Origin of the sequence: Crossiella sp. S99.2 (assembly GCF_023094165.1) — a bacterium.
Lineage (GTDB): Bacteria > Actinomycetota > Actinomycetes > Mycobacteriales > Pseudonocardiaceae > Crossiella.
The window spans coordinates 486678-510668 of record NZ_JALMDK010000002.1 but is presented as its reverse complement, the minus strand read 5'-3'; the positions used below and the strand labels follow the sequence as shown (position 1 = coordinate 510668).

The window sequence follows — 23991 nt, the reverse complement described above, 5'->3', positions numbered from 1 at the left end:
GCCGCATCTCGGCAGGCACCGATGCGGCATGCCACCCTGAAGCAGTGCGAGTGCTTGCGGTGCTGTGCGGGGTCCTGGCTTTTTCCGGTTGTTCCGCGGTGAGCCAGGCCGACGCGCCGCTGCCCCAACCGGAGAAACTTCGGGTGGAACTGCTGGAAACCCGGCCACATGATCCGGGCGCGTTCACCCAGGGTCTGGAGCTGGCCGACGGCGCGCTGTACGAGGGCACCGGCCAGGAGGGCTCCTCCAGCCTGCGCCGGGTGGACCCGGTCACCGGCGTGGTCCAGCAGCGGGCTGACCTGCCCGCCGACCACTTCGGCGAGGGCATCACCGTGATCGGCGACAAGATCTGGCAGCTCACCTGGCAGCAGGGCCTGGCGCTGCGCTGGGACCGGCAGACCCTCACCCGGACCGGCCAGGCGAACTACGAGGGCGAGGGCTGGGGCCTCTGCCACGACGGCAACCGCCTTGTCATGAGCAACGGCTCGGACCAGCTGACCTTCCGCGACCCTGGCAGCTTCGCGGTCACCGGCACGGTCACCGTGCGTCACGCCGGAGCCGCGGTCAGCAAGCTGAACGAGCTGGAATGCGTCAACGGCGTGGTCTGGGCGAACGTGTGGCAGACCGACGAGATCCTGCGGATCGACCCCGCCAGCGGCGCGGTGACCGGCACAGTGGACGCCAGTGGGCTGCTCCGGCCGGAGCAGCAGGAGCGGGCGGACGTGCTCAACGGCATCGCGGCGATCCCGGGCACGGACGAGTTCCTGGTCACGGGCAAGCTGTGGCCTGCGTTGTTCCGGGTCAAGTTCGTTCCGGTACGGCAGGATTAGGAGTGTGATGCGACCCGGACCCGACGAGCCGACCCGCAACGGCAGTCGCGGGCGCACGCGCGGCTACGAACCGCCGAGTTCCACGAACTCCGGCGGCCGGAGTTATCCGTGGCAGGACGACCCGGACTACCAGGGCGAGCGCCGCACCGAGCCGGTGCGCCGCCGCACGCCCCCACCTCCGCCGCCGCCACCGCGCTCGACCCGGCCGCACCGGCCGCCGCCCTCGCCGTACTACCCGGACGAGCAGTACGAGGAGCCCACCGCGCCGCAGCCGCAGCCGGAGGGCCCGACGCCGCCGAAGAAGATCACCGTCACCCGGGTGATGATGTGGCGCAGCAAGCACCTGACCCAGCAGGCGGTGCGCGCCTTCCGCCGCGGGGTGCACGCCGACGGGGCCCGCGAGTCCGGCCTGTCCGCGCTGACCTACGCCACCATGCTCAACTACGCCGTGGACGCCGCCATCGCGGTGGCCATGGCCAACACGCTGTTCTTCTCCGCGGCGAGCGCGGAGAGCAAGGGCAAGGTCGCGCTCTACCTGTTGATCACGGTGGCCCCGTTCGCGCTGGTCGCCCCGGTGGTCGGTCCGCTGCTGGACCGGTTGCAGCAGGGCAGGCGACTGGCACTGGGTGTCTCCTTCGCCGGCCGGATCGCGCTGGCCGCGGTGATGGCGCTCAACTTCGACAGCTGGGCGCTCTACCCGGCCGCGCTGGGCTGCATGGTGCTGTCCAGATCCTTCGGCGTGCTCAAGGCCGCGGTGACACCCAGAGTGCTGCCGGACGAGCTGGACCTGGTCAAGACCAACTCCCGGCTCACCGTGTTCGGCCTGGTCGCCAGCGTGGCCTTCGGCGGCATCGCGGCCGGGCTGGGCCAGCTGTTCGGTCCGCAGGGCGCGCTCTGGTTCACCGCGGCGATCTGCGCGGTCGGCGTCTGGTCCTGCGTGCGCATCCCGGCCTGGGTGGAGGTCACCGAGGGCGAGGTGCCGGCCACGGTCGGCGCGCACCCCAAGCGGGCGCGGCAGCCGATGGGCCGGGTGCTGGTGGTCACGCTGTGGGCCAACGCCACCATCCGGGTGCTGACCGGGTTCCTGATGCTCTTCGCCGCCTTCGCGGTCAAGGCGCAGACCCAGGGCGAGCCGGTCATGCAGTTGCTGCTGCTGGGCATCATCGGCGCGGCCGCCGGCATCGGGAACTTCCTGGGCAGCGCGGTGGGCGCGCGGCTGAGCTTCACCAAGCCGGACCAGTTGCTGCTGGTGTGCGTGGGTTCCACGCTGGCCGCCACCGTGGTGGCCGCGGTCTTCGGCGGGCTGACCACGGCGGCGATCGTCGGCCTGGTCGGCGCGACCGCCTCGGCGCTGGCCAAGGTCTGCCTGGACGCGGTGGTGCAGCGGGACATGCCGGAGGAGTCGCGGGCCTCGGCCTTCGGCCGCTCCGAGACCGTGCTGCAGCTGGCCTGGACCCTGGGCGGCGCGGTCGGCCTGCTGCTGCCGCCGGAGTACTGGCTCGGCTTCACGGTGGTCTCGGTGCTGCTGGCGGTCGGCTTCACCCAGACCCTGCTGGCCGGTCGCGGCTCCTCGCTGATCCCGGGCTTCGGAGGCGATCGGCCGCTGCGTCCGGCGACCACCTAGTCTCGGGTTCGTGCGTAGAGGACAGTCGTTGCCGCTTGTCACCGCCATGGTGCTGGGCGTGACCGCGTGTGCCAGTCCCGTGGGACCGCCGGAGGTGACCTTCTTCGCCTCGGGCAAGTCGATCGCGGCCAAGCCCACGCAGTACTGCGACGTGAAGGTGGAGAACTGCCAGGCCGACCCGAAGGCCGCGGCCGTGCTGCGGGTGCCCAAGGGCCAGGAGGTCACCATCTCGGTCGACCCGCGGATCGGCCAGACGCCCTGGCAGGTGGTTTTCCGCTACCGCCAGCCGGACAACGGCCGGATCGACGGGCGCAGCGAGGTGTTCGCGCCGAACAAGCAGCTCGCGTACACGCTGAAGCTGCCGGAGGCGGCCTCGCAGCTGGAGACCATCGAGGTGCACCAGTTCGGCGCGGCGATCAGCGCCAACACCGAGGGCGGCGTGAGTTTCGGGACGCGCGGGACGTGGGTTGTCTCGGTGGACGACCGCGGCTGAGCCGCGAAATGTGCGCAGCGGCTGAGGGCCGCGGCCGTCTCCACGCAAGATCAGTTCGGGTCCAGCTCCCTGGCCACCGCGCGCACGACATCGGCGATCCGCTTGGTCACCTTGCGGTCGGGGTAGCGGTTGCGGCGCAGGTCCGGCTGCACGGTGGACTCCAGCACCTTGATCATGTCCTCGATCAGGCCGTGCAGTTCCTCAGCCGGGCGGCGGCGTGCCTCGACCACCGAAGGCACCGGGTCGACCAGCCGGACGGAGAGCGCCTGCGGGCCCCGGCGGCCGTCGGCCACACCGAACTCCACCCGCATGCCGGGCTTGAGCGCGGTTACCCCCTCGGGTAGGGCGGAGGCGCGCACGTACACGTCCTCCCCACCGTCCTGGGTCACGAAGCCGAAGCCCTTCTCCGCGTCGTACCACTTGACCCTGCCGCTCGGCACTGTCCTCACCGTTTCCCTAAGTCACGACAAACGCGCCTCAAGAAACCGAGAGGCGCGTGTTCTCCAGAGTAGCCGAGTCAGTCGCGCTACCCGTTGTCCCCGCGTGAACGTCTAAGCTTCCAGCGTGGCCGTGACCGCCCCGAAGATCAAGCTGATACCGGTAGCCATCGTGGTTTTCGCGATCGGACTGCTGGCCGTGGTCAGCACGTTCGGCCTGTTCGCCAGCGGCCGGACGGAGCTACCCCTGTGGTTGAACCTGGCCTGTCTGCTGCTGCCGATCGGTCTCGCGCTCGGTGTTTTCGCGGTGTTCCGGCAGTCCCGCAAGGACCGCGGCTGACCCGGCGAGCCACCTAGGGAACTCGGTCAGCGAGTCCAGCACGAGGTCCGCGCCCGCCGCGAGCAGCTCCTGCGCGGTGCACGGTCCGCTGGGCACCGCCACCGAGAACGCGCCAGCGGCCCTGGCCCCGTTGACATCGCCGATGTGGTCGCCCACGTAGACCTTGGCCCCGAACCGGCGTAACGCCACCGCCTTCTCGGTCGACCACAGCTCGCCCACCAGGTGATCCACTTCCCAGTCCAGCGCGTCCAGGTGCAGCTGCGCGTTGGGCCCGTACTTGCCGGTCACCACCACCGCGGAACCCCCGGCGGCGCGCACCGCGGCCAGTGACTCGGCCGCGCCGGGCAGACCGACGGTGCGCGGGATGACGATCTCGGGGTAGAGCGCGCGGAACTCGCGCACGCCCACCAGGATCTGCTCCTCATCGAGGCCGCAGCCGCGGAAGTAGCCGTCCAGCGGCGGTCCGAGGTTGCTCGCGAAACGCTCCCCGTCGACCGGGAAACCAGTGCGCCTGCGCACCTCGTCCATGGCCAGCACCATGCCGGGCCGAGGGTCGATCAACGTCATGTCCAGGTCGAAACCCACGGTCAGGTCAGCCACGGCTCCTACCGTACGTCGCTTGACAACCGATTTAGCCCTGTCCACCCACTTGACACAGAGCGTCTTCGTGTCAAACTCGGACCGTGGCTCAGATCACACCTTTCAGCGCCAGGGTCAAGGCATCCCTGCGGGAGACGCTGCTGGACGCCGCGGCCAACCTGCTCGCCGAGGGCGGCTACCAGGGCCTGCGAATGGCCGAGGTGGCCACCGCGGCCGGGGTGAGCAGGCAGACCGTCTACAACGAGTTCGGCAACAAGGACGCGCTGGTGCAGGCGGTCGCGCTGCGGCTGACCGCGCAGTTCCTGGCCGGCACCGCGGAGCGGCTGGACCGTGAGGAGAACCTGCTCGACGGCATCCGCGCGGCCACCGGCTACATCCTGAGCCACGCCACGGCGAACCGGCTGATCGGCGCGATGCTCACCGGCGCGGACGCGCAGGACATGCTGCCGTTCCTGACCACCCGCGGCGCCCCGGTGCTGACCTCTGCCGCCGAACTGGTCTGTCAGCACACCCGGGCCCGGCTGCCCCGGCTGCCCGCGGCGCTGGCCGAGCTGTACGCGGAGACCGCGGTGCGGCTGACCGTGAGCCACCTGCTGCTGCCCTCCGGCGAACCAGGGCACGCCGCCGAGGCGGTGGCCACGGTCGCCGGGGCGATGCTCGGTCCCTATCTGTCCACAAAGGAGTGAGACGTGACGCGACAGGGTTTCCACTCGCTACGCCAGGGCGGGCTCAACTGGGATTCCTTCCCGCTGCGCCTGTTCGTCAAGGGCAACGCCCGGTTCTGGAACCCGGCGGACATCGACTTCAGCCAGGACGCGCTGGACTGGGCCGCGATGGGCGAGGATCAGCGCGCCAGCGGCACCTACCTGACCGCGATGTTCATCGCCGGTGAGGAGGCGGTGACCGAGGACATCCAGCCGTTCATCCGGGCCATGGCCGCCGAGGGCCGGATCGCCGACGAGATGTACCTGACCCAGTTCGCCTTCGAGGAGGCCAAGCACACCGAGGTGTTCCGCCGCTGGCTGGACGCGGTGGGCCTGACCGAGGACCTGCACCGCTACGTGGACGGCAACCCCGGCTACCGGGCGATCTTCTACGACGCGCTGCCCGCCGCCCTGCACGCGGTGGCCGAGGATCCCAGTCCGGCCAACCAGATCCGGGCCAGCGTCACCTACAACCACGTGGTCGAGGGCACCCTGGCGCTGACCGGCTACCACGCCTGGAACAAGGTCTGCCAGGAGAACGGGATCCTGCCCGGCATGCAGGAGCTGATCCGCAAGATCGGCGACGACGAGCGGCGGCACATGGCCTGGGGCACCTTCACCTGCCGCCGGCACGTGGCCGCGGACGACCGCAACTGGGACCTGGTGCAGCAGGTGATGGGTGAGCTGCTGCCGCACGCGCTGGCCTCGATCCAGTGGGTGCAGGACCAGTTCGAGACCCAGCCGTACGACTTCGACGTGGACGAGTTCGTGGCCTACGCGGCCAACCGGGCGCAGCGGCGGCTGGGTGCGATCGAGTCCGCCCGCGGCGTGCCGGTGGCGCAGATCGACCTGGACTATTCGCCGGAGGAGCTGGAGGAGAAGTTCGGCCAGGAGGACGCGGCCGCGCTGGCGGTCAGCGGCGCGAGCTGACCTCGTGCGCGAGCAGGGCCAGCGCGCTGCGCGCCGCCTCGTCGTGCGCGGTGTTCACCACCAGCGTCTGGTTCCACTCGCCGACCGGGATCAGGGTTTGCTGGAGCACGGTGAACGAGCCGACCAGCGGATGCCGCAGCCGGTACACCGCGCCGTTGCAGGCCGCGACCTCGTTGCTGGCCCACAGGGTGGCGAACTCGGTGCTGCGGGTGGACAGCTCGCCGATCAGCCCGGTCAGCCGCGGGTCGTCGGGGTAGCGGCCGGCCCGCAGTCGCAGGGTGGCCACCAGCGCCAGCGCCTTCTCTGCCCAGCTGGCGTACAGCTCGCGGGTGTGCGGGTCCAGGAACACCTGGCGGGCCAGGTTCGGCCGCCGGTCCGGGCGCAGCGGCGCGGTGAAGTCCAGGTGCCCGGCGAAGAGCGCGTGCCCCATCGGGTTCCAGGCCAGCAGGTCCGAGGCCCGGCCGATGACCAGCGCCGGGGTGTCGCCGAGCGCGGTCAGCAGCTCCAGGGTGCCCGCCGAGGCGTGTTCCACCGGCGGCCTGCGCACCCGCGGCCCGCGCTGCCCGGCGCCGGCCAGGTCCCGCAGGTGCTGGTGCTCGTCCTGGTCCAGCCGCAATGCCCTGGCCAGCGCGTCGATCACCTCCGGCGAGGCGTTGCGGGACTGGCCCTGTTCCAGCCGCACGTAGTAGGAGGTGCTGACCCCGGCCAGCTGGGCCAGTTCCTCCCGGCGCAGACCGGGCACCCGGCGCCGGTCACCGGGCAGCAGGCCCACGTCCTGTGGCCGCAGCCGGGCCCGGCGGGCCTGCAGGAAATCGGCGAGTCCGGAGTCCATGCCCCCGAGTATCCGGGTGATCGCCGGGCCGAGGGTGACACTGTCAGTGGTAGGACAACGCCGGGCTGGATAACCCGGCAGCCGGCCGACACGGTGGCGGCATGATCTCCCTCGACGAACTGACCTTCACCCGCCGGGCCTGGCTGCCCGCCACCCCTGCCGCACTGTACGACCTGGTCAGCGACGTCTCCCTGATCGGCAACTGGAGCCCGATCGCGGTCGGCGCCGACTACGACGAGGGCGCCGGACCGCGGCCGGGCGCCTGGTTCTCCGGGCGCAACCAGCACGGTGAGCGGTCCTGGCAGAGCCGGTCGCAGGTGCAGACCGCCGAACCGGGCGCCGAGTTCGCCTTCGTGGTCGGCGGCCTGGCGGAGGGTCTGGTGCGCTGGCGGTGGACCTTCACCGCGGACGGGCCGGGCACCGTGGTCGCCCAGCACTGGCAGGTGCTGCGGGTGGATCCGCGGTTCGGCGACACCCGCGAGGCGGTGCTCGGCTTCCGCAAGGTGATGGCGGACAGCGCGGAGAGCACGCTGCTGGCGCTGTCCCGCTGGGTCAGCGAACAGGCCGCCTGACCAGCTGAGTTGCCGCCGGTTGAGTTGTCAGGGTCAACGGGCGGCCCCGTTGCGGATCTCGCGCCGGGGCGCGGGCGGGCGGAAGCCCTCCCCGAGCGGGGTGGTCACGGCCAGCAGGGCGGCCATGGCCGCGGCCGTGGGGCTTTCCCGCGCTTCGGTGCACAGCGCGTGGTAGGCGGCCTGCGCCGAGACGAAGGTGGTCTGCAGCCCCTGGATCATCTCGTCCAGGTGCTGGCACACCGTGATGTACTCGTCCTCGCTGATGTCCTGGGCGTCCACCCAGGTGAGCGCGGTGTCCTTCAGGTCGTCGGCGACCCGCTGGAGCAGGTCCGCCGTGCGCATCACGTCGTGCACAAGGCCACGGCCGTTGGCGCGAGGCAGACCGTCCGCGCCAATGGCGTGATCCATCCGGAGCGCCGCCTCGACGAGGTCTTGCGAGTGGACGAGGGCGTCTAGTGATCTCCGTTCCACCCGTTGGCTATCGGCCGGGCACCCAGAGACCTGAAGCGTCAGGGGGCAGAACTCGTCTTGCTGGCCGGGTGCGCGACCCCCATCCGGCCCAGTGCGGCACACAGGGTGCGCATCACGTTCACCGTGTCGGCCCAAGCCATCTCCGGAGATTCCACCTCACCGGCGGTGATCTGCTCCACCACTTCTCGCGCCTGGTAGGTGTAACCCGATCCCCACAGCTGTGCGCGGAAGGTCTCCGGGTCGGCGCCGTTGCGGTGCAAGGTCATCCGGGTCGGCGCGTAGAACGGCGAGCCCAGTTCGATCCGCCCGGTGCTGCCGATCACCTCGGCGGTGACCGGGGTCTGCGCGCGCAGCGAGGTGCTCAGCAACGCCTGCGCGCCATCGGGATAACCCAGCAGCAGTGCGGCCTCGGCGTCCACCCCGGTGCCCGCGCGGGAACCGTGCACGTGCAGTGCGCTGGGCACGCCGAGCACCATGTGCGCGAAGGAGACCGGGTACACGCCCAGGTCCAGCAACGCGCCGCCGCCCAGCGCCGGATTCCACAGCCGGTGCGCGGGATCGTAGGGCACCTGCACACCGAAGTCCGCGCGCACCAACCGGATCTCGCCGATCGCGTCATCGGCCAGCAGCGCGCGTAGCCTGCGCACCAACGGAATGAACCGGGTCCACATGGCCTCCATCAGGAACAGCCCGCGTTCCTCGGCCAGTGCGATCAGTTCCTCGGCCTGGGCCACGGTGACGGTGAACGCCTTCTCGCACAACACGTTCTTGCCCGCCCGCAGCGCGGCCGAGGTCACCTCGTGGTGCTGGCTGTGCGGGGTGGCCACGTACACCACGTCGACGTCCGGATCAGCCAGCAGCTCGTGGTAGTCGCCGTAGGCCTTGGCGATGCCGAAGCGGCCGGCGAACTCCCTGGCCCGTTCCAGGGACCGGGAGGACACCGCGTGCACCTCGATCCCTGGCACCAGCAACAGATCCGCGGTCACCGTCGACGCGATGCCGCCGGTGGCCACCACGCCCCAGCGCAGATTCTCCGTCACATGCCCGGACGCTACCCGGTACGTTGGCGGTCGTGGAGATCTTTGTGGTGGACGCCTTCACCGACACCGCCTTCGGGGGAAACCCGGCCGGGGTGGTGCTGTTGGCGGAACCGCGTTCCGCCGAATGGATGCAGGCGGTGGCCGCGGAGATGAAGCACGCGGAGACCGCCTTCGTCGATCCCACGGCGCAGGGCGCGAAACCGTTGCGCTGGTTCACCCCCACCATGGAGGTCGACCTGTGCGGGCACGCCACCCTGGCCACCGCGCACGTGCTCGGCGGCGAGCAGCGGTTCAGCACCCGCAGCGGCGAGCTGAGCTGCGTCCCGGCCGAGGACGGTTCGATCACCATGGACTTCCCGGCCGACCGGCCGGTGCCGATCGAACCCGGCCCCGACCTGCTGGCCGGGCTGCCCGGGGTGACCATCCGGGCCACCGCGCAGGCGGTCAGCGACATCCTGGTCGAGGTCGCCTCGGCCGCGCAGGTGCGCGCGCTCGTGCCCGACCTGGCCGCGATCGGCCGCATCCCCAACCGCGGCGTGATCGTCACCGCGCCCGGCGACCGGCCGGGCCTGGACGTGGTCAGCCGCTGCTTCTACCCGGCCTTCGGCGTGCCGGAGGATCCGGTGACCGGCTCCGCGCACTGCACCCTGGCCAGCTGGTGGGCGCCCCGGCTCGGCGACGGCCCGCTGACCGCGGAACAGGCATCGCCGCGCGGCGGGATCGTGCGGATGACCTTGCGCGGCAACCGGGTCAGCCTGTCCGGACGCGCGGTAACCGTCCTCAACGGACAGTTGCTCGTCTGAGTGAACCTGGGCGCGCCAACTGGTGAAGAACCGCCCAGTAGGTTTGATCCAGGGGTATGCCGGAACCATGGCTGCTCAACGTGTACTGACGCTGGCGTTCTCCGTGCTGGCGGTTGTCCTGCTCGGGGCCGGACCGGCCGTCGCGGCCAGCCAGGAAACCGTGCTGACCGTGACCACCGCCGAAGGTGAGGCGGGCACCCCACCCGGCAAGGTCGCCACGCTGACCTGCGAACCCACTGGCGGCACGCACCAGAACCGCGCCCATGCCTGCCGGGAGCTGACCGCCGTCCAGGGCAACGCCGCCCAGCTCGACGTCAATCCCGACCAGGCTTGCACGATGGAGTACTTCCCGATCACGGTGACGCTCAAGGGAACCTGGCAGGGCCGCGAGGTCGCCTTCAGCAGCACCTACGGCAATGGTTGTGTGCTACACGGCAAGACTGGACCGGTGTTCGACATCTAGTCCTTGTCCCCCAACAACTCCGCCGACTTCTCCCGCATCTCCACCTTGCGGATCTTGCCGGTGACCGTCATCGGGAACTCCTCCACCACGTGCACGTAGCGCGGGATCTTGTAGTGCGCGAGCCGCCCGGTGCAGAACTCGCGGACCGCCTGTGCGGTCAGGGTTTCCGCGCCGGGCCGCAACCGCACCCAGGCCATGAGTTCCTCGCCGTACTTCGCGTCCGGCACCCCGATCACCTGTGCGTCAAGGACATCCGGGTGGGTGTAGAGGAATTCCTCGATCTCCCTGGGATAGATGTTCTCGCCGCCGCGGATCACCATGTCCTTGATCCGCCCGGTGATCGAGACGTACCCGTCGGCGTCCATCACCGCGAGGTCGCCGGTATGCATCCAGCGCGCCGGGTCGATCGCCTCGGCGGTCTTGTCCGGCTGCGCCCAGTAGCCGAGCATCACCGAGTAACCGCGGGTGCACAGCTCACCGGGAGTGCCGCGCGGCACGGTCAGCCCGGTCTCCGGGTCCACGATCTTGACCTCGACGTGCGGATGCACCCGGCCCACCGTGGACACCCGGCGCTGGATGGAGTCATCGGCCCTGGTCTGGGTGGACACCGGCGAGGTCTCGGTCATGCCGTAGCAAATGGTCACCTCGCGCATGCCCATCCGCTCGATGACCTGCTTCATCACCTCCACCGGGCAGGGTGATCCGGCCATGATCCCGGTGCGCAGGCTGCTGAGGTCGTAGCCGTCGAAGCCCTCGTCGGCGAGTTCGGCGATGAACATGGTCGGCACCCCGTACAGCGAGGTGCACCGCTCCTCCTGCACCGCGGCCAGGGTGGCCTTCGGCTCGAAGGCGGGCGCCGGGATCACCACGCAGGCCCCGTGCGAGGTGGCGCCCAGGTTGCCCATGACCATGCCGAAGCAGTGGTAGAAGGGCACCGGCAGGCAGACCCGGTCGATCTCGGTGTACCCGCACAGCTCGCCGACGAAGAAGCCGTTGTTGAGGATGTTGTGGTGCGAGAGGGTCGCGCCCTTGGGGAAGCCGGTGGTGCCCGAGGTGTACTGGATGTTGATCGGATCGTCCGCGGACAGCCCGCCCTGCACCGCGGCCAGCCCGGCCGGATCACTCGCCCGCCCGGCCGCGACCAGCGCGTCCCAGTCCGCCCCGCCCAGCAGCAGCACGTCGAGCAGGCCGGGACAGTCCGGCCGGACCTGCTCGATCATCCCGGCGTAGTCGGAGGTCTTGAACGCCGCGGCCGCCACCAGGGTGCGCACCCCGGACTGGTTGAGCACGAACTCCAGCTCGTGCACCCGGTAGGCCGGGTTGATGTTCACCAGCACCGCGCCGATCTTGGCCGTGGCGTACTGCACCAGCACCCACTCGGCGCAGTTCGGCGCCCAGATCCCGACCCGGTCGCCCTTGGCCACGCCGAGCCCGAGCAGGCCCATGGCCACCGCGTCCACGTCGGCGGCCAGCTCGCGGTAGGTCCAGCGCCGCCCGGTGACCCGCTCGACGAGTGCCTCCCGGTCGCCGAAGCGCGCCACGGTCGCGTCGAAGTTGTCGCCGATGGTGTCGCCCAGCAGCGGGACATCCGAGACCCCGGAGGCGTAACTAGCAACCCCAGGCACCACAACACCTCCGGGACTCCGGCGACCAGACCACCTCATCCTCACGTGCCCGGCCGCCCCCGTCGACCCGGCGCCGCCCCGGAAATCCGGCCGGCGAAGCCCACCGCGGCGGACCAAGGTGGGACAGTGGGGGCATGAGCGAGTTCATCGTGCTGGGCATCGGGGCCTTCGGCGGTATCGCACTGCTGGCCATCGCACTCATCCGCCGCGGGGCTCGCCCGGCTGCGAGCCCGGCGGGCGGCCCGGCCAACGACCGCCCGCAGAGCAAGACCGAGGCCGAGCTTGGCGGGTACCGGGAGTACTTCGGCGGGCCCTGACCTCAGCTGAAGTCGACCCAGTCCAGGAACGCGGTGGCCAGCGCGGCGTCCCCGGTGATGGTGACCGCGTCAGCTTCCAGCCTGCGCCACAGCAGCAGGTCCAGCTCCCCGGCCGTGGCCGCGACGAGCACCGCCGGTTCGCCACCGGGCTCGGCCAGCAGGCACGGGCCGTCCTGGTTCGCGCGGAAGTCCCAGACCCGGTCCAGATCGGTGGCGTGCAACCGGATCAGCCCGGTGCTCCCGGCCCAGATCGCCTCCTGAGCAGGCAGCATCCGGAGGGCGAACTCGGTGATCCCGGCCGCGCCCAGCTCAGCGGGCACCGGGCTCGCCACGCCGACCGCGTTCTCCGCGTCCCAGCGATGCGTCAGCAGCTCGTGCGCCACCCACCCGGCCACCTCGGCCACCGGCGCCCGCTCCTCCGGCCGCCACCAGCACCAGGCCACCGCTTCGGACGGGGTGGCCCGCAGCACCTCGACCAGGGCCGCGCTCCGGGCCTCCCACCAGCCAAGCAGGTCGGCGCCGGGGGTGGCCAGGCTCTGCACGACCTCCTCCTCCGGCTCCAGCCCGCCCTCGGCCAGCGCATGCGTCCACCAGACGCACACCTCGCCGGCGTGGGTCACCAGCTCGGTCACCGTCCAGCCAGGGCAGGAGGGGACCGGCAGGTCCAGCACGCCGGGGCGGCGCGCCGCGGCGGTGATCGCGGCGATCTGCGCCGCGACCACCGCCGGGTAGTCGATCATGGTCAGCTCGGAGGTCATCGGGCGAGATTAGCCAGGCCCGGCGGTCAGACTCCGTCGGGGAACGGGTTGTTCGCGTTGCCGACCAGGTCCGCGATGGAATCGATCACCCGGGTGGGCCGGAACGGGAACCGGTCCGCGGTGTCCACGGTGGAGATGCCGGAGAGCACCAGGATGGTGTGCAGACCGGCTTCCAGGCCGGAACGCACATCGGTGTCCATCCGGTCGCCGATCATCAGCGCGCGTTCGGAGTGCGCGCCGATGGAACGCAGCGCGGAGCGCATCATCAGCGGGTTCGGCTTGCCCACGAAGTAGGGCGCGCGGCCGGTGGCCCGCTCGATCAGCGCGGCCACCGACCCGGTCGCGGGCAGCACGCCCTCCCGGCTCGGGCCGGTCTCGTCCGGGTTGGTCGCGATGAACCTGGCGCCGGCCTCGACCAGCCGGATGGCCTTGGTGATGGCCTCGAAGCTGTAGGTGCGGGTCTCGCCGAGCACCACGTAGTCCGGATCGCGGTCGGTGAGCACGTAGCCGATGGAGTGCAGCGCGGTGGTCAGCCCGGCCTCGCCGATGACGTAGGCCGAACCGTTGGGGCGCTGGGAGTCCAGGAACTTGGCGGTGGCCAGCGCCGAGGTCCAGATGGCCGCCTCGGGCACGTCCAGCCCGGTGCGCTGCAGCCGGGCCCGCAGGTCCCTCGGGGTGTAGATGGAGTTGTTGGTCAGCACCAGGAACCCGATGTCGTGCGCGCGGAGTTCGGTGAGGAACTCATCCGCGCCGGGGATCAGGTGCTCCTCGTGCACGAGCACGCCGTCCATGTCCATCAGGTAGTTCCAGCGCGAGGTCTCGGTCACGGCCGCCATGATCCCCCACTCAGGACAGGTTGTGCAGCCTGGCGATCTGGGCCCGCATGAGTTCGATGGAGTCGCGGGCGTACCGGGCGATCACCTCGACCTCCTCCGGCCGGTAGCGGGTGACGATCTCGGCCACGCCCTCGACCAGGCCCTGGAAGATGTGGTCGTGGCGGCCGTCATCGCAGGCGGTGACCTCGACCAGCACCTTGCGCCGGTCGTGCGGGTCCCGCACCCGGCGGACGAAACCACCGCGTTCCAGCCGGTCGATCACGCCGGTCACCGCGCCGGTGGACAGGCCGGAGAGTTCGGCGATCCGGCCCGCGGTCAGCGGTCCTGGCGAGTGCATGGCCAGGTCCAGGCACTTGTGGTCGGTGCCGGACAAGCCCATCCGCTCGGCGGCGGCCGCGTGGAAGCCGAGGGTGACCGCGCTCAGCTCCCGCCCCAGCTCAGCCAGGGTGATGGCCGCCTGGCTGCGGCCGTCCGTCGTCGTCGCGCTCTCAGTGCTCATGCCCGTTCCCACCTCTACTCCCGGCTACAGAGGTACCTCTATAACTAAGAGACTTAGCAAATGGCTCAGTTCTCAGTCGACACAGACTAGACGCTGACGTGTTGGTCAGTCGTCAACCGCGAACCGGACAGTCAGGGGGAACGATTACCCTCGGAGGGGTGACAGCGGTGCATCTCGGGATGCCCTCGATAACGACCGGTCCGCCCCCCGGGCCCGCCGGTCGGCCGGACACGCCCGTCCTGCTGGATTCCTACGGCCGGATCGCCACCGACCTGCGGGTGTCGGTGACCGACCGGTGCAACCTGCGCTGCACCTACTGCATGCCGGCCGAGGGCCTGAACTGGCTGGCCAAGTCGGCTTTGCTGGACACCGGCGAGCTGATCCGGCTGATCGGGATCGCGGTGCTCAAACTCGGCGTGACCGAGCTGCGCTTCACCGGCGGCGAACCGCTGCTGCGCAAGGACCTGGAAGAGGTGCTGCGGGCCTCCTCGGAGCTGAGCCCGCGCCCGCTGCTCTCGCTGACCACCAACGGGATCGGCCTGGAACGGCGAGCCGAGGCGCTGGCCGCGGCCGGGGTGGACCGGGTGAACGTGTCCCTGGACACCATCCGGCGGGACCGCTACGCCGAGCTGACCAGGCGCGACCGGCTGCCGGACGTGCTGGCCGGGTTGCGCGCGGCCAAGGCGGCCGGGCTGGCGCCGGTGAAGGTCAACGCGGTGCTGATGCGCGGGGTGAACGAGGACGAGGCGGTGCCGCTGCTGGAGTTCTGCCTGGACGGCGGCTACGAGCTGCGGTTCATCGAGCAGATGCCCCTCGATCCGCAGCACGGCTGGGACCGGGCGGACATGGTCAGCGGGCCGGAGATCCTGGCCGCCCTGCGCACCAGGTTCACCCTGACCCCGCACACCGCCGAACGCGGCGCGGCGCCTGCCGAACGCTGGCAGATCGACGGCGGACCGGCCACCGTCGGCGTGATCGCCTCGGTGTCCCAGCCGTTCTGCTCGGCCTGCGACCGGACCCGGCTGACCGCCGACGGCCAGCTCCGCTCCTGCCTGTTCGGCCAGGACGAGACCGACCTGCGCGGGCCGATTCGGGCCGGCGCGACCGATGAGGAACTCGCCGAGCGCTGGCGGGCCGCGATGTGGGCCAAGCCCGCCGGGCACGGCATCAACGAGGTCGGGTTCGCCCAGCCGGCGCGCCCGATGAGTGCGATCGGAGGCTGAACGTGGCGTCGGTGACCGTGCGCTATTTCGCCGGGGCGCGGGCCGCGGCCGGGGTACCGGACGAGGCCGTGGAACTGAGCGGCGTGTCCACCGTGGCGGATGTGCTGGACCTGGTCCGCGGGCGGCATCCGGTCCGGCTGTCCGAGGTGCTGCCGGCATGCAGCTTCCTGCTCAACGGGGTGGCCGTGCGCGACCAGGAAACGGTCGTTCCGGACGCGGCGGAACTCGACGTGCTGCCGCCGTTCGCCGGCGGCTGAGCCGCCCCATGGATACCGGCGGCTGACACACCTCTCTATATAGAGGTATCGGGAAGCTCGGCGAGCAGTCCGCGGACCCGATCTTCCTCCAGCCGGAACCCGCCGCGGGCCGCGGCCGCCGCCGCACCGCGCAACCGGTCCCTGGCCTGGTGCAGCCGCCCCAGCCCGGCGTACACGGTGCCCTGCCCGGCCAGCGCGTTGATCTCGCCCAGCAGGTACCCGGCCAGGGTGGCGATGCGCAGCGCCTCGGTGTGGTGCAACTCGGCCTCCCGCGGCCGGTCCAGTGCGGCACAGCAGGCGGCGCGGGTGTTGTAGGCGTCGGCCTCGGCCCGGCGATCGTGCATGGTGGCGGCCAGCGCGCAGGCCTGCTCGGCCAGCGGCAGCGCCTCCTCGGCCCGGTCGGCGGCGAGCAGCGCGGCGGCCAGGGCGTCCACCGGGTCGGCGTTGTCCTGGCCGAGGGCCTGGTAGATCTCCCGGGACCGGCGGGCCAGGTTGATCGCCAGCACCGGGTTGCCGCGCAGCCGTTCGGCCACCGCCAGATTGCCCAGGCAGAGCGCCTCCCCGAAGGCGATGCCCTGTTCCTGGCAGATCTCCAGCGCCTCGTGCGCCAGCGCCAGCCCGGCCGCCAGATCACCGCCGTACATCCGCACCGCGGCCAGGTTGAGCAGCACCTTGGCCCGGTTGCCGCCCTCGGGCCGGTGCCGGTGCAGCACCCGCTGGTAGCAGTCGGCGGCCGCGGCCAGCCTGCCCATCTCCATGTAGACGATGCCCAGGTGCAGCAACGCGTCCGATTCGACCTCGGGCGCGGCATCGGTGTGCGCCAGGGTCTCGATGGCCTCGCGGTGGTACCGCAGCGCCTGCTCGAAATCGCCCAGCCCCCACAGCGCGGTGCCCACGCTGTCCAGCATCGCGCCCACCATCGCCAGGTCCCCGACCTCCCGTGCCGCGGCCAGCGCCACCCGAGCCGCCTCGATCCACTCGGTGCGGTGCAGCCGGAAGTAGAAGTAGCCGCCCAGCACCCGCACCAACGGCCAGGACCGCTGGTGCAGCCCCAGTCCCGGCGCCGCCCGCACCGCGGCGACCAGGTTCGGCAACTCCGCGTCCAGCCAGGCCACCGCCGCGGCCCGCGCGGCGAACGGCGGCGCGGGCGGCAGGTCAGGGGCCGCGGGCAACGGCACATCCGGCGTGATCAACGCGACGGCCTGCCGGGTGGTGGCCAGGTAGTACTCGTACAACCGCCCCAGCGCCGCCGCCCGCTCCCCCGCAGGCTCCTCCGCCTCGGCCCGTTCCCTGGCATAAAGCCGGATCAGGTCATGAAAAGCGAACCGATCCGCCGCAGCAGACTCCAGCAAACTCATCCCGGCCAGCCCCGCCAGCTCCGCCGCCGGCTCCCCCGCCACCAGCGCGGCGGCCGCTGCCGCGGTGAAATCCGCCCCCGGCACCAGCGCGAGCCGCCGGAACACGGTCCGCGCGGCCGGTTCCAGTGCCCGGTAGGAGGAGTCGAACGCGCTGTGCACCGCGGTCGCCCCGTCCCCGTCGATGGCCAGCTCCGCCAACCGGTTCCCGGCCCGCAACAACCCGACGTACCCGGCCACATCCGGCGCGGGCTGCGCGGCCAGGTTGGCCGCCGCCACCCGCAACGCCAACGGCAACCGCGCGCACACCGCCGCCAGCTCGCCCAGCGCCGCGTCATCGGTCCCGAGCACCCGCCGCAACAACTCCACCGACTCGTCCTCGGCCAGCGACCCCAGCGCGATCCGCCGCACCGGCTGTTCCCCCAGCCGCTCCGGCAACCCGCGCCGACTGGTGATCAACACCCCACACCCCGGATCCCCCGGCAACAACACCGCCAGCTGATCCACCTCGGCCACGTTGTCCAGCACCACCAGCACCCGCCGCCCGGCCAGCAACCGCCGGTACAACGCCGACTGCTCGTCCACCGCCGAAGGCACGTCCTCCGGCGCCACCCCCAGCCCGCGCAGGAACCGGGTCAGCACCTGCCCAGCCGTCGCCGCCGGCTCCGCCGAATACCCCCGCAGATTGGCAAAAAGCTGCCCATCCGAAAACCGATCCCGCACCCGATGCCCCACCCGCACCGCCAGCGCCGTCTTCCCCACCCCCGGCGCCCCACTCACCGCCACCACCGCGCCAGACCCCAGCAGCGACCCCAACTCCGCCACCAACTCGGCCCGCCCGACGAAGTCCCCCACCACCGCGGGCAGCTCGGCGGGCACCCGCGCGGACCGGACCACCGGCGCCACCGGCGCCCGCAACCACGGATCAGCCCGCAACACCGCTTCCTGCATCCGCCGCAACCCCGGCCCCGGCCCCGCCCCCAGCTCCCGCCGCAACACCAGCGCGGTCTGCTGATATCCCGCCAGCGCCTCGGCCTGCCGCCCGTCCCGATAGCGGGCCAGCATCAACAACTCCGCGAACCGCTCCCGCAACGGATGCTCGGCGGTCAGCGCGATCAACCGACTGATCACCTCGCCATGCCGCCCCAGCTCCAGCGCCACCTCGATCCACCGCTCCAGCAACGCCAGCCGGGCCTCGGTCAGCAACGCGACCTCACTGCGGTGCAACGCCGCCGACGGCACATCCGCCAGCACCGGCCCCCGCACCAGCCCCACAGCCTCCCCCAGCAACATCGCCTCCGCGGCCACATCCCCCGCCGCCCGCGACTGCTCGGCCCGCCGCACCAACCGCCGGAACCGGAACAGATCCAACTGCTCCGGCTCCACATCCAGCAGATAACCGTGCCCAGTGGTCCGCAACCGCCCCGGATCCCCCAGCATCTGCCGCACCCGGGTGACATAGGTGTGCAAAGACCCCCGCGGCCGCACCGGCGTCGGCCCGTCCCAGAGGTTCCCGATCAGCTCGTCGGCACTGACCGGCTCATTGGCATGCAACAACAAACTTGCCAGCAACACCCGATGCTTGGCCGCCCCAATCGGCACCGCCGCCTGACGCACCCGCACCTCCAACGGCCCGAGCACGCGAAACTCCGTCTCAGCCCGCATCGCCGTCCCTCGCCGTGAGCAGCAGCCCCCGGACATTCTCGGCGTCAGGCACCCCCATGTCGACGAACAGCTCCAGCGCGGTCTCCCACTCCTGCCGCGCCGAGTCCAGTTCACCGAGCCGGTGGCGGACATGTCCGGCCAGCACCCGCGCGGCAGCCACACCGGGGCGGTGGCCGGTGCCATCCAGCGTGTCGAGGGCCCGCCGCACGAGTTCCCCGGCCTCCTCGGCGAGCCCCTCGGCCAACCGGGCCTCGGCCATCGCGGTCAACGCGTGCCCCGACTCCAGGGTGAGGCCGTGCCGGGAGGAGAGCATCAGCGCCCGCCCCGCATAGTCCACAGCCTCCCCTGGCCGTCCCAGATAGTGGAGTGCGGCGCTCATCGCCACCATCGCCTCGATCTCGCCGAAGCCATAGCCAATCAGGGTGGACTGACGGAATGCCTCAGTGCACGCCTCCAATGCCTCGCTGGTCCTCCCGGCGCGCAGGTGGATCTGCCCGGTCGTGATCATGGCGTCGATCTCCGCCCGCCGGTCACCGGACTCCTGGGCGGTCTGACGCGCTCGGGCCGCCAGGGCAGCGGCCTCGTCCAGCCGACCGAGCGCACAGTGGATCGTCGCCAGGTGCTCGAAGCAGTCGGGTTCGGTTCGCCCCAGTTCCGCGTTGATCGCCAAGGCCCGCCCACTCCAGTCCAATGCGACGGCGTAGTCACCGGCGACCAGGCAGGTATAGGTCAGGTTCGTCGCGCACAGCCCCTCGCCGAAGCGAGACTCGATCCGGCGGCACAACTTGATTGCCTCCAGCATCAGTCGCCGGGCCTGGCCGAGGTCTCCGCTCCGGCCCTTGGCCGTGCCGAGGTTCACCAGGGCCTGGGCGATCTGCTTGGCCGACCCGGCATCCCGCCAATGGGCCAGCGCCAGTGCGGCCGCGGATTCCGCCTCGCGCGCGTGGCCCGTCTCCAGGGCCACGATCCCGATGTGCAACCGGATCCCGGCCAGTACCTCTCCCCCCGCCGCGGCGGAACCGAGCAGCTCCTGCGCCCGGCCATAGGACTGCCGGGCCCGTTCGTAGTCGCCGACACTCCAGAACGCGGTGCCGACACCGTCCGACATGGACGCGACCATCAAGGTGTTGCCACTGTGTTCGGCGGCGCGCAGTGCCGCCTCCGCCGCGATGAGCCACTCGGCGCGATGGTCGTAGAAGTAGAAGTAGTTCCGCAGTGCCCGTGCCAAGGACCACGAGACCCACGGGCGATCGGACTCGCCGGCCGCCTGGATGATCGCGAGGATCAGGCCGCGTTCGGTGTCCAGCCAGGCCAATGCCTGCTCGAGGTCCTCGAACTGCTCGATCCCGCGTGCCCCCGGCCGGTCAAGTTCCGCGGACAACGGCTCCGGCATGATCAGCTCCGCCGCGTCATGGGCGGCCCCGAGGATGTAGTCGTCGAGCCGGGCCACCTCGGTTCCGTCAGGACCGGCCTTTTGCCTGGCGTACAGGCGGATCAGGTCGTGGTAGCCGTAGCGGTCCAGACTGGTTGTCTGGAGCAGGCTCACGGTGACCAGGTTGGTGAGGACCTCACGAGCCTGGTCGATGGGCCAGTCGAGCATGACTGCGGCGGCCCGGAGACTCAGGTCGGTGCCGGGGGCCAGGGCGAGGGTGCGGAAGGCGTACTGCCTGTCCGGGGCCAGTTCCGTGTAGGACAGGTCGAAGGTCAGGCGAACCGCGGCCGCGGCATCGCCATCGACCGCGAGTTTGGCCAGCCGGTCTCCCTGGCGCAGCTGGTCGAGGTAGTCGCCGACCTGGTGGCCGAGCAGGTTCGCCGCGGCCACCCGCAGGGCCAGCGGCAGGTGGGCGCAGGTGTCCGCCAGTGCCGCCACCGACTCCGGTTCGGCCCGCACCGCCGCCGGACCCAGGATGCTGCTCAGCAGGTCCACCGATTCGGCGGGGTCGAGCATGCCGACCGGGATCGAGTGCGGGAACTCGGTCCGGCTGGTCACCAGCACCGCGCAGCCAGGGGACTCGGGCAGCAGTGGGGCGATCTGGGCCGGGTCGGCCGCGTTGTCCAGCAGCACCAGGACCCGGCGGTCGGCCAGCAGGCGGCGGTACATCGCGGTCTGCGCCTCGACCCGGATCGGCACCTGTTCCGGCCGGACGCCCAGTGCGCGCAGGAACCTGGCCAGGATCTGCTCGGGGGCAAGCGCGGGTTCGGGGGCGTAGCCGCGCAGGTTCACGTGCAGCTGGCCGTCCGGGAAATGCTCCCGCAGGCGGTGCCCGGTGTGCACGGCCAGTGCGGTCTTGCCCGCGCCCGGCGGGCCGGACAGGGCGACCAGGCCGGAGCCGGTGAGGGCCTCGCCGATCTGTTCGGTCAGGGCGGCCCGGCCGATGAAGTCGGGGATGTCGGCCGGGAGCTGGGCGGGCACCGGGCCGGGCGGCACGGGCTTGCGTTGCGCGCGCCTATAAAGAGAGGTGTCCGCGCGCAGGATCGCCTCGTGCAGGGCGCGCAGCGCGGCGCCGGGCCGCACTCCCAGTTCCGCCTTCAGCAGCGAGCTGATCCGGCCGAAGGCACGCAGGGCCTCGGCCTGCCTGCCGCCGCGGACCTGGGCGAGCAGCAGCTGTTCCCAGAAGCGTTCGCGGAGCGGGTGCCGGGTGGTCAGCTCGGTCAGCTCGCCGACCAACTCACGGTGCCTGCCCAGGTCCAGGTCCAGTTCGATCCGGCGTTCCAGCAGCACCAGGCGCTGCTCACTCAGCCGGGCCGCGTCGGTCTGGCGCAACGGTTCCGACGGGATGTCCACCAGGACCGGGCCGCGCCACAGGTCCAGGGCCTCGGCCAGGCAGGCGCGCTCGGAGTCGGCGTCCTCGGCGGCGCGGGCCCGTTCGGCGCCGGTGATCAGGCTCCGCAGCCGGAACAAATCGAGCTGTTCCGGGGCCAGGTCGACCCGGTAGCCGTGTTCGGTGGTGTTGATCAGGTCCGGTCCGGGCAGGGCCTGGCGCAGGCGGCGCACATAGGTATGGAGCGCGGCACGCGGGCTGGCCGGCGGCGCGGACTCCCACAGCGTGCCGGTCAGCTCCTCGAACCGGACCTCATCGCCCGCCTGCAACAGCAACGCGGCCAGCAGCACCCGCTGCTTGGCGGCGCCGATCACCAGCGCCACGCCGCCGACCCGGACCTCCAGCGGTCCGAGCACCCGAAACTCGATCTCCGGTCCCATCAGCCCCCCTGACCCCGGCCGATGGTCGCACGGCCGGATGTCCCGGGCACGGCAATCAACCGGCCGGTCCCCGTTCACCCGCAGGTCGTTCATCCGCTTTACTTTCCGCCCCACACTCACTCGGGAGGTTCGTGTGCGGATCGGATTGCGGGCGGTGCTGGTGCTCCTCGCCGTGGCCGGGTTGCTGGGCGGATCGGTGGCGCAGGCCGGGGCGGCGGGGCGGGTCAAACCCCTGACCCAGGCGCACGCGCACAACGACTACGAGCACGGGCGGCCGTTGCTGGACGCGCTGGACCACGGGTTCACCAGTGTCGAGGCGGACATCTACCTGGTGGACGGGGCGTTGCTGGTCGGGCACGACCCTGGGGACCTGCGGCCGGAGCGGACCTTGCAGGCGCTGTACCTGGAGCCGCTACGGAAGCGGGCATTGGCCAATGGCGGACGCGTTTATCCGGGGCGACCTGGGTTGTTCCAGCTGCTGGTGGACATCAAGACCAACGGGGTGGCGGTCTACGCAGAGCTGGACCGGGTGCTGCGGTCGCCGCGGTACTCCTGGTTGTTCAGCCGGTACCTGCACGGGTTCGTGCTGCGCGGGGCTGTGACCGCGGTCATCTCCGGAGACCGTCCGCGGGCCGTTATGGCTGGTCAGCGGGATCGACTGGCCTTCTATGACGGACGCCTCACCGATCCGAACGACCTCGGGCCGGGCGCGGATCCGAAGCTGGCGCCGCTGGTGTCCGACAACTGGACGAAGTTGTTCGCTTGGCAGGGCGTGGGCGAGATGCCGGCCGCCGAGCGGGCCAAGCTGCGGGAACTGGTCCAGCGGGTGCACGCGAGCGGGCAGCGGCTCCGGTTCTGGGCGACCCCGGACGCGGCGGGGCCGGCCCGAGCGGCGCTCTGGCGGGAGCTGGCGGCGGCCGGGGTGGATCACCTCAATACCGATGATCTTGCGGGGCTCGCCGCGTTCCTACGGGGTCACTCGGGTGCCGCGAGGGGGTGAGCCACGCCTCACCGACGGTGATTGATCTCGGTAAGGACACGGCGCGGTAACGGCAGGCTGACCTGGCGCGACACCCGACATCGCAGAACTTCGCCAAACGTTACAGTGACTACGGTCACAGTCCAGAAGGTTTGGCGGACCCCTGCCGGGTTACGTACGGTCGCTTCTCGGTCGGCCCCGAACCGGCCAGCACGACGGGAACCTGTAGCGCCAAGCCCTGTCCAAGCGGGTTCCCGACCAAACCCCGAGCGAAACTTCAACTGGACAGGGGCGGGGGAACCACTTCCGGGCGAGCAGTCAGCGTCCTTGGGGTGAAGCCGGTGCGAACCGGCCGGGCCAGCTCCATCGGCTCGAACCCGACAGCTCACCTCGTAGGCGCGGTTGGCGAGAGGGACATGGCTTCTTACCGAGGCAAGCACCGCAAGCAGTCCAACATCACCCGCACCGTGGCCCGCGTTGTCGTGGCCGGTGCCGTCATTGCCGCCCCGATGGCAGTGGCCGGTACCGCAAGCGCTGCGAGTGGCGTGAACTGGGACGCTCTGGCCAAGTGCGAGAGCGGCGGCCGGTGGAATGTCAACACCGGTAATGGCTTCTACGGCGGCCTCCAGTTCGACCGTGGCACCTGGCTCTCCAACGGTGGCGGCGCGTACGCCCCGTACGCCCACCAGGCCACTCGTGAGCAGCAGATCGCTGTCGCCGAGCGCCTGTACGCGGCCCGCAAGCTCCAGCCGTGGCCGTCCTGCGGCAAGAAGGTTGGCCACGGTGGTGGCGGCGGCAACGCAAAGCCCGCCCCGAAGCCCGCCGCGACTAAGCCGGTCGTGAAGAAGCAGGCCGCTCCCAAGCCTGCCGCGGCCAAGCCGGTCATCAAGCCGGCCGCGCCGGTCCAGTCCGCTCCGGTCGCCACCGAGCGCAACGGTGCTGACTACACCGTCGTCGCGGGTGACACGCTGTCCACCATCGCGCAGAAGCTGCAGGTGAACGGTGGCTGGAAGGCGCTGTTCGAGCGCAACAAGGACATCGTCAAGAACGCTGACCTGATCTTCCCGGGCCAGCAGCTCGACGTGAAGTGAGTCTGGCGACTCGCTAGGCACGCTCCGCGAAACCCCCGGTCGTTC

General features: G+C 71.1%; 24 protein-coding genes and 1 riboswitch. Of the genes, 13 read left to right on the top strand and 11 right to left on the bottom strand.

Annotated elements, in window-relative coordinates; translation table 11 throughout:
- Positions 1-44: 44 nt before the first annotated feature.
- From MZC64_RS08910 to MZC64_RS08900, 3 genes are read left to right on the top strand one after another with little or no spacing between them, the layout of a single operon-like run.
- A complete protein-coding gene (locus MZC64_RS08910; RefSeq protein WP_247761553.1) occupies positions 45-830 on the top strand; it encodes a glutaminyl-peptide cyclotransferase in 786 nt (261 codons plus the stop codon).
- Between the two features lie 7 nt (positions 831-837).
- Complete coding sequence (locus MZC64_RS08905) at positions 838-2454, top strand: MFS transporter (RefSeq protein ID WP_247761552.1); 1617 nt, start codon at positions 838-840, stop codon at positions 2452-2454.
- 10 nt (positions 2455-2464) lie between these two features.
- Positions 2465-2947, top strand: coding sequence for a DUF2771 family protein (locus tag MZC64_RS08900; RefSeq protein ID WP_247761551.1), 483 nt, complete (start codon positions 2465-2467; stop codon positions 2945-2947).
- A gap of 50 nt (positions 2948-2997) precedes the next feature.
- Here the strand turns inward: MZC64_RS08900 and MZC64_RS08895 are convergent, their stop codons facing one another.
- The gene (locus MZC64_RS08895) at positions 2998-3387 is read right to left on the bottom strand and encodes a cold-shock protein (protein WP_247761550.1); all 390 of its coding nucleotides are present in this window, start codon (positions 3385-3387) and stop codon (positions 2998-3000) included.
- A 238-nt stretch (positions 3388-3625) separates the two neighbouring features.
- Positions 3626-4291, bottom strand: a complete 666-nt coding sequence (locus MZC64_RS08890; protein ID WP_247761673.1) for a haloacid dehalogenase-like hydrolase — start codon at positions 4289-4291, stop codon at positions 3626-3628.
- Positions 4292-4407: 116 nt separating this feature from the next.
- Between MZC64_RS08890 and MZC64_RS08885 the strand changes: the two genes are divergently transcribed.
- Positions 4408-5010: a TetR family transcriptional regulator gene (locus MZC64_RS08885; RefSeq protein ID WP_247761549.1), complete on the top strand. Its 603-nt coding sequence runs from the start codon at positions 4408-4410 to the stop codon at positions 5008-5010.
- Positions 5011-5013: 3 nt separating this feature from the next.
- Positions 5014-5958 carry a R2-like ligand-binding oxidase gene (locus tag MZC64_RS08880; RefSeq protein ID WP_247761548.1) on the top strand — a complete coding sequence of 315 codons (945 nt, stop codon included), beginning with the start codon at positions 5014-5016 and terminating at the stop codon, positions 5956-5958.
- Here the strand turns inward: MZC64_RS08880 and MZC64_RS08875 are convergent.
- Positions 5942-6790, bottom strand: a complete 849-nt coding sequence (locus tag MZC64_RS08875) for a helix-turn-helix domain-containing protein (protein WP_247761547.1) — start codon at positions 6788-6790, stop codon at positions 5942-5944. The genes MZC64_RS08880 and MZC64_RS08875 overlap by 17 nt on opposite strands.
- A gap of 101 nt (positions 6791-6891) precedes the next feature.
- Between MZC64_RS08875 and MZC64_RS08870 the strand changes: the two genes are divergently transcribed.
- Positions 6892-7362 (top strand): SRPBCC family protein, encoded by a 471-nt coding sequence (locus tag MZC64_RS08870; protein WP_247761546.1) that lies wholly within the window; start codon positions 6892-6894, stop codon positions 7360-7362.
- 33 nt (positions 7363-7395) lie between these two features.
- On the opposite strand, the gene MZC64_RS08865 is transcribed toward MZC64_RS08870, so the two are convergent.
- Positions 7396-7770 carry a hypothetical protein gene (locus tag MZC64_RS08865; RefSeq protein ID WP_247761545.1) on the bottom strand — a complete coding sequence of 125 codons (375 nt, stop codon included), beginning with the start codon at positions 7768-7770 and terminating at the stop codon, positions 7396-7398.
- A gap of 101 nt (positions 7771-7871) precedes the next feature.
- A complete protein-coding gene (locus MZC64_RS08860) occupies positions 7872-8873 on the bottom strand; it encodes a Gfo/Idh/MocA family protein (protein ID WP_247761544.1) in 1002 nt (333 codons plus the stop codon).
- A 32-nt stretch (positions 8874-8905) separates the two neighbouring features.
- Here MZC64_RS08860 and MZC64_RS08855 point away from each other — a divergent pair, with 32 nt between their 5' ends.
- Both MZC64_RS08855 and MZC64_RS08850 read left to right on the top strand, forming a co-directional pair.
- On the top strand, positions 8906-9676 hold the full coding sequence (locus tag MZC64_RS08855) for a PhzF family phenazine biosynthesis protein (RefSeq protein WP_247761543.1): 771 nt from the start codon (positions 8906-8908) through the stop codon (positions 9674-9676).
- 67 nt (positions 9677-9743) lie between these two features.
- Positions 9744-10139, top strand: a complete 396-nt coding sequence (locus MZC64_RS08850; protein WP_247761542.1) for an SSI family serine proteinase inhibitor — start codon at positions 9744-9746, stop codon at positions 10137-10139.
- Here MZC64_RS08850 and MZC64_RS08845 read toward each other — a convergent pair.
- Complete coding sequence (locus MZC64_RS08845) at positions 10136-11764, bottom strand: AMP-binding protein (RefSeq protein WP_247761541.1); 1629 nt, start codon at positions 11762-11764, stop codon at positions 10136-10138. The genes MZC64_RS08850 and MZC64_RS08845 overlap by 4 nt on opposite strands.
- 134 nt (positions 11765-11898) lie before the next feature.
- On the opposite strand from MZC64_RS08845, the gene MZC64_RS08840 reads away from it, so the two are divergent.
- Positions 11899-12081, top strand: a complete 183-nt coding sequence (locus MZC64_RS08840; protein ID WP_247761540.1) for a hypothetical protein — start codon at positions 11899-11901, stop codon at positions 12079-12081.
- Between the two features lie 2 nt (positions 12082-12083).
- Here MZC64_RS08840 and MZC64_RS08835 read toward each other — a convergent pair whose 3' ends face one another.
- The 3 genes from MZC64_RS08835 to MZC64_RS08825 are packed head-to-tail and all read right to left on the bottom strand — an operon-like array spanning position 12084 to position 14174.
- A complete protein-coding gene (locus MZC64_RS08835; RefSeq protein WP_247761539.1) occupies positions 12084-12839 on the bottom strand; it encodes a maleylpyruvate isomerase family mycothiol-dependent enzyme in 756 nt (251 codons plus the stop codon).
- 26 nt (positions 12840-12865) lie between these two features.
- Entirely contained in the window at positions 12866-13636 is a 771-nt protein-coding gene (locus MZC64_RS08830) for an HAD-IIA family hydrolase (RefSeq protein WP_247761672.1), read from the bottom strand.
- 49 nt (positions 13637-13685) lie between these two features.
- Positions 13686-14174 (bottom strand): MarR family winged helix-turn-helix transcriptional regulator, encoded by a 489-nt coding sequence (locus tag MZC64_RS08825; protein WP_247761538.1) that lies wholly within the window; start codon positions 14172-14174, stop codon positions 13686-13688.
- A gap of 179 nt (positions 14175-14353) precedes the next feature.
- Here MZC64_RS08825 and moaA point away from each other — a divergent pair, with 179 nt between their 5' ends.
- Together moaA and MZC64_RS08815 are read left to right on the top strand one after the other, a co-directional pair.
- Positions 14354-15397 (top strand): GTP 3',8-cyclase MoaA, encoded by a 1044-nt coding sequence (moaA, locus tag MZC64_RS08820; protein WP_247761671.1) that lies wholly within the window; start codon positions 14354-14356, stop codon positions 15395-15397.
- A gap of 11 nt (positions 15398-15408) precedes the next feature.
- Positions 15409-15654: a MoaD/ThiS family protein gene (locus tag MZC64_RS08815; RefSeq protein WP_308300980.1), complete on the top strand. Its 246-nt coding sequence runs from the start codon at positions 15409-15411 to the stop codon at positions 15652-15654.
- A 35-nt stretch (positions 15655-15689) separates the two neighbouring features.
- Here the strand turns inward: MZC64_RS08815 and MZC64_RS47645 are convergent, their stop codons facing one another.
- On the bottom strand, positions 15690-18650 hold the full coding sequence (locus MZC64_RS47645) for a BTAD domain-containing putative transcriptional regulator (RefSeq protein ID WP_308300979.1): 2961 nt from the start codon (positions 18648-18650) through the stop codon (positions 15690-15692).
- Between the two features lie 13 nt (positions 18651-18663).
- Complete coding sequence (locus MZC64_RS08795; RefSeq protein ID WP_247761536.1) at positions 18664-21876, bottom strand: BTAD domain-containing putative transcriptional regulator; 3213 nt, start codon at positions 21874-21876, stop codon at positions 18664-18666.
- 133 nt (positions 21877-22009) lie between these two features.
- Between MZC64_RS08795 and MZC64_RS08790 the strand changes: the two genes are divergently transcribed.
- Together MZC64_RS08790 and MZC64_RS08785 are read left to right on the top strand one after the other, a co-directional pair.
- Entirely contained in the window at positions 22010-22876 is an 867-nt protein-coding gene (locus MZC64_RS08790) for a phosphatidylinositol-specific phospholipase C/glycerophosphodiester phosphodiesterase family protein (protein WP_374205664.1), read from the top strand.
- Positions 22877-23101: 225 nt separating this feature from the next.
- Positions 23102-23270, top strand: a riboswitch (cyclic di-AMP (ydaO/yuaA leader).
- Position 23271: 1 nt separating this feature from the next.
- Positions 23272-23946: a transglycosylase family protein gene (locus MZC64_RS08785; RefSeq protein WP_247761535.1), complete on the top strand. Its 675-nt coding sequence runs from the start codon at positions 23272-23274 to the stop codon at positions 23944-23946.
- Positions 23947-23991: the final 45 nt, after the last annotated feature.

Coding starts and splice junctions, on each gene's coding strand:
- MZC64_RS08835 (WP_247761539.1), bottom strand. CDS start 12,839: ATGACCTCCGAGCTGACCATGATCGACTACCCGGCGGTGGTCGCGGCG.
- MZC64_RS08840 (WP_247761540.1), top strand. CDS start 11,899: ATGAGCGAGTTCATCGTGCTGGGCATCGGGGCCTTCGGCGGTATCGCA.
- MZC64_RS08830 (WP_247761672.1), bottom strand. CDS start 13,636: ATGGACATGGACGGCGTGCTCGTGCACGAGGAGCACCTGATCCCCGGC.
- MZC64_RS08825 (WP_247761538.1), bottom strand. CDS start 14,174: ATGAGCACTGAGAGCGCGACGACGACGGACGGCCGCAGCCAGGCGGCC.
- moaA (WP_247761671.1), top strand. CDS start 14,354: ATGCCCTCGATAACGACCGGTCCGCCCCCCGGGCCCGCCGGTCGGCCG.
- MZC64_RS08890 (WP_247761673.1), bottom strand. CDS start 4,291: ATGACGTTGATCGACCCTCGGCCCGGCATGGTGCTGGCCATGGACGAG.
- MZC64_RS08905 (WP_247761552.1), top strand. CDS start 838: ATGCGACCCGGACCCGACGAGCCGACCCGCAACGGCAGTCGCGGGCGC.
- MZC64_RS08870 (WP_247761546.1), top strand. CDS start 6,892: ATGATCTCCCTCGACGAACTGACCTTCACCCGCCGGGCCTGGCTGCCC.
- MZC64_RS08865 (WP_247761545.1), bottom strand. CDS start 7,770: ATGGATCACGCCATTGGCGCGGACGGTCTGCCTCGCGCCAACGGCCGT.
- MZC64_RS08795 (WP_247761536.1), bottom strand. CDS start 21,876: ATGGGACCGGAGATCGAGTTTCGGGTGCTCGGACCGCTGGAGGTCCGG.
- MZC64_RS08785 (WP_247761535.1), top strand. CDS start 23,272: ATGGCTTCTTACCGAGGCAAGCACCGCAAGCAGTCCAACATCACCCGC.
- MZC64_RS08850 (WP_247761542.1), top strand. CDS start 9,744: ATGGCTGCTCAACGTGTACTGACGCTGGCGTTCTCCGTGCTGGCGGTT.
- MZC64_RS08875 (WP_247761547.1), bottom strand. CDS start 6,790: ATGGACTCCGGACTCGCCGATTTCCTGCAGGCCCGCCGGGCCCGGCTG.